2 protein-coding genes are annotated in these 1,193 nt (G+C 60.6%); both read left to right on the top strand.

All coding sequences use genetic code 11. The annotated features are described in order from the left end of the window. The coding region (locus AC1DIQ_RS18935; RefSeq protein ID WP_478050597.1) for a flagellin at positions 1–925 on the top strand (925 nt) is incomplete at its 5' end. A gap of 81 nt (positions 926–1,006) precedes the next feature. Then, positions 1,007–1,193, top strand: a 187-nt coding sequence (locus tag AC1DIQ_RS18940) for a flagellin N-terminal helical domain-containing protein (RefSeq protein WP_478050598.1), incomplete at its 3' end; no start/stop codon positions are given.

Consider the following 1,193-nt stretch of genomic DNA (forward strand, 5'->3'; position numbering starts at 1 on the left):
GCGACCAACTCCGCCAGCGATCGCTCGCAAGGCCCTGCAGGCCGAAGTGACCCAGCTGGTCAGCGAAATCGACCGCGTTGCCAAGCAGTCGGAGTTCAACGGCACCAAGCTGCTTGATGGTTCGTTCTCGAGCCAGCTGTTCCAGGTGGGTGCCAACGCCGGCCAGTCGATTGCCATCGATAAAGTCGTAGATGCAAAGTCTGACGCGCTTGGTGCTGCCAAGTTCGCCACGGACTTCGTCGGGACGGCTGCTACCGCCGACGCCGCGACAGAAGACATGATCATGTCTAAGTTGCAGATCACGATCACTCCCGAAGGTGGTACCGCGCAGAAGATTGCCATCGGTGACATCAGCGTCAAGAACGGCGAGTCGATCTCCACCGCAACTGCCGCAGCGATCAACAACAAACTCGGAGAAACTGGAGTCTACGCCACGGTTAAGGACGGCGCGATTACGTTGGCCTCGGTCAAAGCGGGACAAGTATTTGCGGTAGACGCTACCGCCGCTGACTCGACGAACGCGGATGCAACCGCGATCGACCTGGATGACGTTGGTCTGGCAGGCAACGGCGGCGCCGGTGCCGGTACCATCCCGACCACAACGACTGACAGCGTGCTGAAGGGCCTCTCGATCGAATCCGTGACGGGTGCGCAACGTGCGCTCGAAGTGGTCGATAAGGCGCTGGAATCGATCAACAGCACCCGTGCTGACTTGGGTGCGATCCAGAACCGCTTCACCTCGGTGGTTGCAAACCTGCAGACCTCGACTGAAAACCTGTCGGCGTCGCGCAGCCGCATCAAGGACACGGATTTCGCCAAGGAAACCGCAGAACTGACCCGCACCCAGATTCTGCAGCAGGCCGGCACGGCCATGCTGGCCCAGGCCAATCAGGTGCCACAGAACGTTCTCAGCCTGCTGCGCTAAGCCGGACTCCAAACACCTGCGCCGAAACACTCGGCGCAGGTGTAACGATCGATTCATGATCCACCGCCAAAGGAAACCACCATGGCACAAGTCATCAACACCAACACGATGTCGTTGAATGCGCAGCGTAACCTGAGCACCAGCGGCAGCTCCCTGGCCACCACCATCCAGCGCCTGTCGTCGGGTTCGCGCATCAACAGCGCCAAGGACGACGCCGCTGGTCTGGCGATCTCCGAGCGTTTCGGCACGCAGATCCGCGGCACTGATG

The organism is Stenotrophomonas sp. 05L413 (genome assembly GCF_056397945.1).